The following is an 8,333-nucleotide window of genomic DNA, read 5'->3' on the forward strand; positions in this document are numbered from 1 at the left end:
TGTCAAATTTTAAAGGTAAAATTCACTGTAGGGGTTAGCCTTATCTAATTTGTAAGCGTATAAAAAAGAGACGTAAACACTTGCTTACATCTCTATTTTCATTATTATTCTTTACCTAATAATTTGAACATGTTCTTTTTATAAACTTCAACACCAGGCTGATTGAATGGGTTTGAATCATTCATCAAAGTTGTCATTGCGATGGCCTTGAAGAAGAACATACACATATTACCAAAGTCATAAGAAGTCATACCTGGCATAGTTAATAAGATATTTGGAACTCCACCAGTTTCTTCATGTGCTTGTAATGTTCCTTTGGCAGCCATTTTATTAGCCCAGTCAACACTCTTACCAGCTAAGTAGTTCATTCCATCTTCGTTTGCTTCATCATTAGGGAATGTTAAGTCAATCATTGGTGTTTCAACATACAAGTTTGTTTCAAACAATACTTTCTTACCTTCCTGAACAAATTGTCCTAAAGAGTGTAAGTCTGTTGAGAAGCATACTGAATCCGGTAAAATACCCTTTCCATCTTTTCCTTCACTTTCACCAAACAATTGTTTCCACCATTCTGCAACCATCTGCATTTGAGGTTCATAGTTTACTAATAATTCAACATCATATCCTTGATTTTGAAGAATACGACGAGCTACTGCATAACGGTAAGCTGCATTCTTTTCAAGATCTGCATCTCCATATTCACCCATACCATCATGTAAACCTTTCATCAAAGCATCGATATCGATTCCAGCTACTGCAATTGGCAATAATCCAACTGGTGTAATTACTGAGAAACGACCACCAATATCATCAGGAATTACAAATGTTTCATATCCTTCTTTATCCGCTAAAGCTTTCAATGTTCCTCTAGCCTTGTCTGTAGTGGCAATAATACGATTTTTCGCATCTTCACCATATTTTTCTTCCATGAATTGTTTCAAGATACGGAAAGCCAATGCTGTTTCAGTTGTAGTTCCAGATTTAGAAATAACATTGACAGTAACTTCCTTATCTTTAATATAGTTCATAACTTGTGAAATATAAGTAGATGAGAAAGTGTTTCCCATATAAATAATTTCAGGCTTCTTATCACCATATAAACCATTCATCATTTCAATGGCAGCACGAGCACCTAAATAAGATCCTCCAATACCACATACAACGAATACTTCTGTGTTTTCACGTACTTTTGCGGCAACCTCTTTAATGCGACTAAATTCTTCTTTATCATAATTGTTAGCCCAGTTTAGCCAACCGATAAAGTCGTTACCCTTGCATGTGCCATTTTGTAAAGCTTCATCAATTGCGCGAACTTGATCTTGATAAGCCTTTACATCTTCTTTTAAGAAAGCATGATTTAAATCTAACGTAATCATATTTATTTTCCCTCCATAGCTATCCTAAGGATGATTATACCACGAATTAACAATGTGTGATATAATGATTTTTGTTAGGAGTGTGAGTTTATGATACCATCGTCCTTATATCCGCTAGTCACAGCTCTTTTGAGCAATGTACTTGCACAAGTCGGAAAAACGGTCGTATATTATTATAGAACTGGCAAATGGGACTTACACTGGGTCATCGCAAGTGGCGGCTTTCCAAGCAGTCACTCATCAACCGTAACGGCCCTTTCCCTTTCCATAGGAATTCAGGAAGGCTTTGATTCAGCCATATTTGCCGTAACCACTATCTTTTCCTTTATTGTCATGTATGATGCATGTCATGTCCGCTATTATTCAGGTAAAAACATTGAATTAACGCAACAATTAGTCAAAGATTTACGTGAAATGACAGGACTTCGTTTTGATGATCCAATCTATCAAGAAAAATTAAAAAATGTTCTTGGTCATAAATTTGTCGAAGTCATTGGAGGATTTGTGGTAGGACTTATTGTCCCATTGATTTTATGTCCACTATTTTTATAAGTTAGGAGTGTTATTTTATGGATACTGTAGTAGATAGTAAAGCCGTTAATGATTGTTTGGATAAGATTCGTCCATATATCCAACATGACGGAGGCGACATTGAACTATTAGGAGTTGATGAATTCAATGTTGTTTATGTATCTTTCAAAGGTGCATGCCAAGGATGCATGATGGCCTCTGAAGATTTCTCAAGTGGAATCAAAGAATTATTACTTGAAGAAGTACCAAACATCCGTGATGTAGTCCTTGTAGGTTAAGATATCGAAAGATATCTTTTTATTTTTTAAGGAGTTTTGATTATGTACACCAAAGAACAATTAAAAAGATTATTAATTCCGTTGATGTTCGAACAAGTTTTAACCGCATTAATGGGATCTGTTGACACCATTATGGTTACCAACATAGGTTCGGCCGCCATTTTTGCTGTTTCCCTTGTCGATTCATTAAATATTTTGATCATCAATATATTTGCCGCCATGGCAACTGGAGGCGCCATCATCTGCGCCCAATACTTAGGATAAAACCAAAAAGAAAAGGCCAACCAAGCCTTGAAACAATTGATTTTTTTCTATAACTCTTATTTCTATTCTGATTACACTACCCTGCATTCTATTTAGAAGACCACTATTAAGCCTAATCTTTGGATCCGTAGAAAAAAGTGTGATGGACAATTCTTTAACCTATCTATTCATCACAGCACTATCCTACCCCTTCATTGCACTCTATAATGCAGGTGCCGCAAGCTTTCGAACAAGTCAAAATTTAAGATTTCCCATGGCCATTGCGTTTGGCTCTAACATTCTAAATATACTTGGAAATATCTTTTTCATCTTTACCCTAAATTTAGGTGTAGCTGGAGCTGCCTTGTCTACACTTCTTTCTAGAATCATCAATGCTGCCATTATCCTAATTCTTTTAAAACAGCCCAAACAAGATTTATATATTGATTCCTACCTCTGTATTCGCCCTAAATTTCAAGGCATTCAACAAATCCTAAAAATTGGAATTCCAACCGGCATTGAAAACGGGACGTTTCAATTTGGAAAACTCGTCATTCAATCCACTGTATCTACAATGGGAACAACGGCTATTGCCGCACAAGCTATGGTGGCCATGCTTGAAAGTTTTGCCTGTCAAGCAAGCATCGGTATTGGACTTGGTATGATGAGCATCGTAGGAAAATGTGTAGGTGCAAAAGAATACGAACAAGCTAGACACTATACAATTTTACTCACAAAATGTGCATGGATAGCCTGCTTTATATGTTGTGCAACGATTCTCTTTCCAATTAAACAAATCACAAGCCTTGCTGGAATGGAAGCAGAAAGCGCTAAACTAGCCATTTGGCTAACACGCATTGTTTTCACTTATAAGATGATTTTCTGGACCCCATACTTCCTTCCATCCTACGGCTCAAAAGCCGCTGGCGATGTAAAATTTAGTATGATCACATCCACTCTACCCATGTGGATCTGCAGAGTTGTAGTCACCATCTTTTTAGTTCATACATTCCACATGGGACCTTTAGCTGTATGGATTGGTATGGGTGCCGATTGGACAATTCGCTCATTCATATTCTTAGCTCGTTTTAAATCAAATAAGTGGCTCGAACATAAGGTCATCTAATACAAAAGGAGTAATACACGCTACTCCTTTTTAAAATCTAATTGTTCACAGACAGATGCATAAATATCTTGTTGTGTTAAAAGAGTATCCATTAAATAATTTCTTTCAAAATCCCATTCTTTTAAGCCTCGCAGATAAAACGCCCGATCACGATCTAATAGTACAAATGGAATATGACTATTCTGTAGACATTGTTTAAACATAATCATTCGTCCAGTACGTCCATTTCCATCTCCAAACGGATGTATTCTTTCAAAACAAACATGAAATTCTACAATATCTTCAAATGATAGAACCCCTTTATTTTGAAACTTTTCTAACAAAGCATCTAATTCCGTTTCAACATCCGCTGGTTTTGTCGTTTTAAAAGAATTTATCATTCCAATCCCATTTTCCCTTACTTTAAAACCACCTACATTATATGCTGGATTATCCTCATAAGACGTACCCCTTTTCAAAATCATATTCATTTGAATCATCATTTCTTTTGATAATGGTTCATCCACTGTCTTCAACATATAATCAAACAACCGAAAATGATTTCGTGCTTCTAATGCATCATCCAAATCCATTGTTAAATCATTCGCTTCAAATATTTGTTTTGTTTGATTCTTAGATAAATGAGAACCCTCTATTTTGTTGGAATGATACGCAAAGTTAATTTGTGTCCACACATACAAATCCGTATGTGAAATCAATTCATTTTTAATTTTTGTCATACTTCCTTTAATATTTGTTCCATAAAATACTGTAGTTGTACCTTCCACCAAGGCCAGTCATGATACACATCATAGCCCCAGAAATCACACCAAGCCTCGATTTGTTGATCATAAAGGATGGTGCTAAATTGTCTTAAAGATCCAACACATTCTTGTTCCCAATTGCCTTGTCCTACACAAAAGATCAATTTGGATTGTTTATACAATTCCATATATGGATGGTCTAAAGACATATTTTTCATGTAGGCACATGGATTATTATGGTATGTATTTTCATCATGATAATCTCCATAGAATAATTCTGTATCATAAATACCAGATAGGGCTAATAAGGTATCGAATTGTTTAGGAAACCGAAAGATCAAATTTGCGGCATGCGTTGCCCCTAGACTTGCTCCAGTCACCATCCATTTATCATAGTTATTCATTTTCTCTTGTACACTAGGAATCAATTCCGAAAGGATATATTCAAACCAAAGTTCATGTTTCAACATACGCACCTTTGTATTATAAGGATAAGACCATGTTTCTAAATCCAAAGTATCACATGTAATAATCGTTAATTGATTGGCTTCGATCCATTTGGAAACTTCATGAATCATGCCACGATCTTCCCATTCAAAAAAACGTCCATTTTGACTTGGAATGGCCAGACATAATTTACCACCTTGACCATAGATTTTATATTCCATTTCACGATCCAAACAATTTGAATACTCTTTTATATATTGTACTTGCATGGTGTTACCCCTTTCATAAAATTTTTGTTTTATTATAGCACATTTTATTGAGTTTTAAGGTTTCTTGCTTTATAATTGTACTGTTTTTGACAGGAAAGTGAGTGACAGTATGTCCAATAAAGAAAAAATTCTTAACATTGCCGTTATCGCCCACGTTGATGCCGGTAAAAGTACGTTAGTCGATGCGTTTTTAAGACAAAGTGATGTATTCCGTGACAACGAAGAAGTTGTTAACTGTATCATGGACTCAAACGATCTAGAACGTGAACGTGGAATTACGATTTATTCTAAAAACTGTTCCGTTATTCATAACGGTGTAAAAATTAATATTGTAGATACGCCAGGCCACGCCGACTTCTCAAGTGAAGTTGAACGTATTATCCGTACCGTAGATACAGTTATCTTATTAGTCGATGCAAGTGAAGGTCCAATGCCTCAAACTCGTTTCGTATTATCAAAAGCTTTGGAAATTGGTTTAAAACCAATTCTATTGATCAACAAGATTGATAAGAAAGACCAAAGAGCTGAAGAAGTTGTCGATGAAGTTTATGAATTATTCTTAGACTTAAATGCGAACGACGAACAATTAGACTTCCCTATCCTTTATGGTGTAGCTAGAGAAGGACGTGTTCAATACGACCTTAAAACTCCAAGCGACAACATCGATCCATTATTCGATACAATCTTAAAACATTGTGATGTATATCCAGATATGGATGAAGAACCTCTTCAAATGCAAGTATCTGCCTTGGCATACGATGAATACATTGGTCGTTTAGGAATTGGACGTTTATATTCAGGTGTTTTAAAACAAGGACAACAATATATTCGTTGTAACCAATCTGGATTAAATGCCAAAGAAAGCTTATCTAAATTATTCGTATACAAAGGATTGTCTAGAACAAGCGTACAAGAAGCACATTCAGGAGATATCGTTGTTATTGCGGGTATGCCAGATATCAGTATTGGTGATACAATCTGTACAGCCGATCACATTGAACCAATGGAACATATTGAAATTGAAGAACCAACTCTATCTATGAACTTCCATGTTAACTCAAGTCCATTTGCAGGACAGAGTGGTAAATATGTGACAAGTCGTAACTTAAAAGAAAGACTTGAAAAAGAACTAGAAGTAAACGTTGGATTAAAGGTTGAACCAACCGATTCAGCGGATTGTTTCAAAGTTAGTGGTCGTGGTGAATTACATATTTCCGTATTAATTGAAAATATGCGTCGTGAAGGTTATGAACTAGCTGTTTCTAAGCCAGAGGTTATCCTACACAAAGATGAAAATGGACACAAAGTCGAGCCAATCGAAGAAGTTGTATGTTTAGCTCCAGAAGAATATTCAGGAACCATCATCAACAAATTAAATCTTCGTAAGGGTGTTATGCAAGACATGTCTGAAGAAAATGGATATGTTAAAATCGTATATACAGCACCTACTCGTGGACTATTAGGTTTCCGTTCAGAATTTATCAATGATACACATGGTGAAGGTACATTAGTACGTCGTATTAGTGGTTATGAACCATATAAAGGAGAAATTGCACAACGTATGGAAGGTGCTATGATTTCAACTGAAACAGGTGAAGCTATGACTTACGCTTTATGGAACCTTCAAGAACGTGGTCAATTATTCATTTCTCCACAAACACCAGTTTATGAAGGTATGATCATTGGTCAAAGCTCTAAAAACATCGACTTAGATGTTAACCCATTAAAGAACAAGAAATTAACAGCCATCCGTTCAAGTGGTCGTGATGAAGCCATGTTATTAACTCCACCAAAAATCTTCTCCCTTGAAGAAGCATTAGAATGGATCAACGATGATGAATTAGTAGAAGTTACACCAGATGCTATTCGTATCCGTAAAAAAGGTTTAACAGCTTTAGATCGTCGTAACTTATATCGTCAAAAGATGAATGCTCAATAATTAACTGGTTTCAAATGAGTGTCACAAATAGTGATGCTCATTTTTTTATGCTTATAATCACTAAACATTTTATCTTTTTGTATATATTAGTGAATGCTAGTCCAGAATAAGTTTTGAATTTCATACTCGCATAATCAGAATCACATCTCAAAAGTTTTTTCCTTCACATTGGCCCTACTTAACCATTCCACATATTGTGAATCAATCATTTCAAACAAAAATCTCACTTAACCCTTGTTTCACCTTACACTTGCGTCGTATTTGTTGTAACTTTCAAATGTTGTATACCAAGTAATTCTAAGCTTATAAATCCTTTCACAAATTTACACCTTAAACTTACGACGTATACGACACTAGTATAATGTGAACGATTTTTCAAAGACACTTATCTCGTAAATTAAAAACTCCAAAACGTATCTCTCTCTCGAATATCATAGTAATGACTCCTTCTTTTTAGTTTAATCACCTATATAGTAAAGGAGCTTTTCTTATATGAAGATTTCAGCCAATGGGTGATAAGAAAAATTCGTAGATTTCCTTTAAGTTAGGAACATTCTACGAATTTTAATATTTCCATGAATAATTCAGGTACTTTTTATCTATTACTTATATAATCGACATTTTTCTTCTAGAAGTTTAAAATCATTGCATCTTTTTGTTAAAGAGTTTATTTTTCCACTTGTTTTTATTTTGTAAACTAGAGAAGCATTTTTAATAATTTTTCCTTGAATAGATTTTATATATCGATATTCAGATTCAAGTAAAGATTTGTATTTTAAATCTTGTTCTTTTGAAAAATCTAAATAAGTATAGTCTTTAGATTGTACTGGAAACATATTATTTAGGTTTATTACACTATACCTTTTAATTTTAATAAAGTCTAAAGTTTCTTTCATTTGTTTATGTTTCTCTTTGTACGAAGATAAAGGAGCAAAATAATCCATTCCATGTACTTTTAAAATGACTCCTATATATACCCTTTTATGAATTTGATTGGGTTTTTTATTATGAAATAAATGTGGTGCATATATCGAAAGATAATCAATATATTTATCTGAAACTGTATAAAGTTTAATATTTTCCATATCTATTACCTCAAAAAAATAGCAGGGATTTCAAATGCCCTGCTTTTGTTAAGATCGCATTTAGAGCAGCGAAACGCTCACTTGTAAATTTCTTATTTTGAGCTAAGAGAAGCTCACTGAATAAATTTCTCACTTTGGGCTGAGATACACCCACTGTTAAGGTATCTACCTTGTACTTAAATTATATCCTAGATTACTGTATAGTCAATCAATTTGTTTACATTTCAACATTCCAATAATTAGTAACTTTCTTTGAATATATAAAATTAGACAAGAGTAAATCAAACTTTAAAAGT

At 34.4% G+C, this 8,333-nt stretch carries 9 protein-coding genes; 5 read left to right on the plus strand and 4 right to left on the minus strand.

The window, feature by feature from the left end; genetic code table 11:
* Positions 1–104: 104 nt before the first annotated feature.
* Complete coding sequence (locus EUBIFOR_RS06690; protein ID WP_003865218.1) at positions 105–1,376, minus strand: glucose-6-phosphate isomerase; 1,272 nt, start codon at positions 1,374–1,376, stop codon at positions 105–107.
* Positions 1,377–1,466: 90 nt separating this feature from the next.
* Here EUBIFOR_RS06690 and EUBIFOR_RS06695 point away from each other — a divergent pair, with 90 nt between their 5' ends.
* The 4 genes from EUBIFOR_RS06695 to EUBIFOR_RS06705 are packed head-to-tail and all read left to right on the plus strand — an operon-like array spanning position 1,467 to position 3,554.
* Complete coding sequence (locus EUBIFOR_RS06695; RefSeq protein ID WP_003865219.1) at positions 1,467–1,928, plus strand: divergent PAP2 family protein; 462 nt, start codon at positions 1,467–1,469, stop codon at positions 1,926–1,928.
* A gap of 17 nt (positions 1,929–1,945) precedes the next feature.
* A complete protein-coding gene (locus tag EUBIFOR_RS06700; RefSeq protein WP_003865220.1) occupies positions 1,946–2,185 on the plus strand; it encodes a NifU family protein in 240 nt (79 codons plus the stop codon).
* 42 nt (positions 2,186–2,227) lie between these two features.
* Positions 2,228–2,449: an MATE family efflux transporter gene (locus tag EUBIFOR_RS13435; RefSeq protein ID WP_208853795.1), complete on the plus strand. Its 222-nt coding sequence runs from the start codon at positions 2,228–2,230 to the stop codon at positions 2,447–2,449.
* 58 nt (positions 2,450–2,507) lie between these two features.
* Complete coding sequence (locus EUBIFOR_RS06705) at positions 2,508–3,554, plus strand: MATE family efflux transporter (RefSeq protein WP_315969421.1); 1,047 nt, start codon at positions 2,508–2,510, stop codon at positions 3,552–3,554.
* 20 nt (positions 3,555–3,574) lie between these two features.
* Here EUBIFOR_RS06705 and EUBIFOR_RS06710 read toward each other — a convergent pair whose 3' ends face one another.
* Together EUBIFOR_RS06710 and EUBIFOR_RS06715 are read right to left on the minus strand one after the other, a co-directional pair.
* Positions 3,575–4,273: a Fic family protein gene (locus tag EUBIFOR_RS06710; RefSeq protein ID WP_003865223.1), complete on the minus strand. Its 699-nt coding sequence runs from the start codon at positions 4,271–4,273 to the stop codon at positions 3,575–3,577.
* Positions 4,270–5,013: an esterase family protein gene (locus tag EUBIFOR_RS06715; protein WP_003865224.1), complete on the minus strand. Its 744-nt coding sequence runs from the start codon at positions 5,011–5,013 to the stop codon at positions 4,270–4,272. Before EUBIFOR_RS06715 ends, EUBIFOR_RS06710 begins: the two co-directional genes overlap by 4 nt.
* Positions 5,014–5,122: 109 nt before the next feature.
* On the opposite strand from EUBIFOR_RS06715, the gene typA reads away from it, so the two are divergent.
* On the plus strand, positions 5,123–6,952 hold the full coding sequence (typA, locus tag EUBIFOR_RS06720) for a translational GTPase TypA (RefSeq protein ID WP_003865225.1): 1,830 nt from the start codon (positions 5,123–5,125) through the stop codon (positions 6,950–6,952).
* Positions 6,953–7,554: 602 nt separating this feature from the next.
* On the opposite strand, the gene EUBIFOR_RS06725 is transcribed toward typA, so the two are convergent.
* Positions 7,555–8,037: a type III toxin-antitoxin system ToxN/AbiQ family toxin gene (locus EUBIFOR_RS06725; RefSeq protein ID WP_003865226.1), complete on the minus strand. Its 483-nt coding sequence runs from the start codon at positions 8,035–8,037 to the stop codon at positions 7,555–7,557.
* Positions 8,038–8,333 lie beyond the last annotated feature (296 nt).

It is taken from the genome of Holdemanella biformis DSM 3989, assembly GCF_000156655.1.
GTDB lineage: Bacteria > Bacillota_I > Bacilli_A > Erysipelotrichales > Erysipelotrichaceae > Holdemanella > Holdemanella biformis.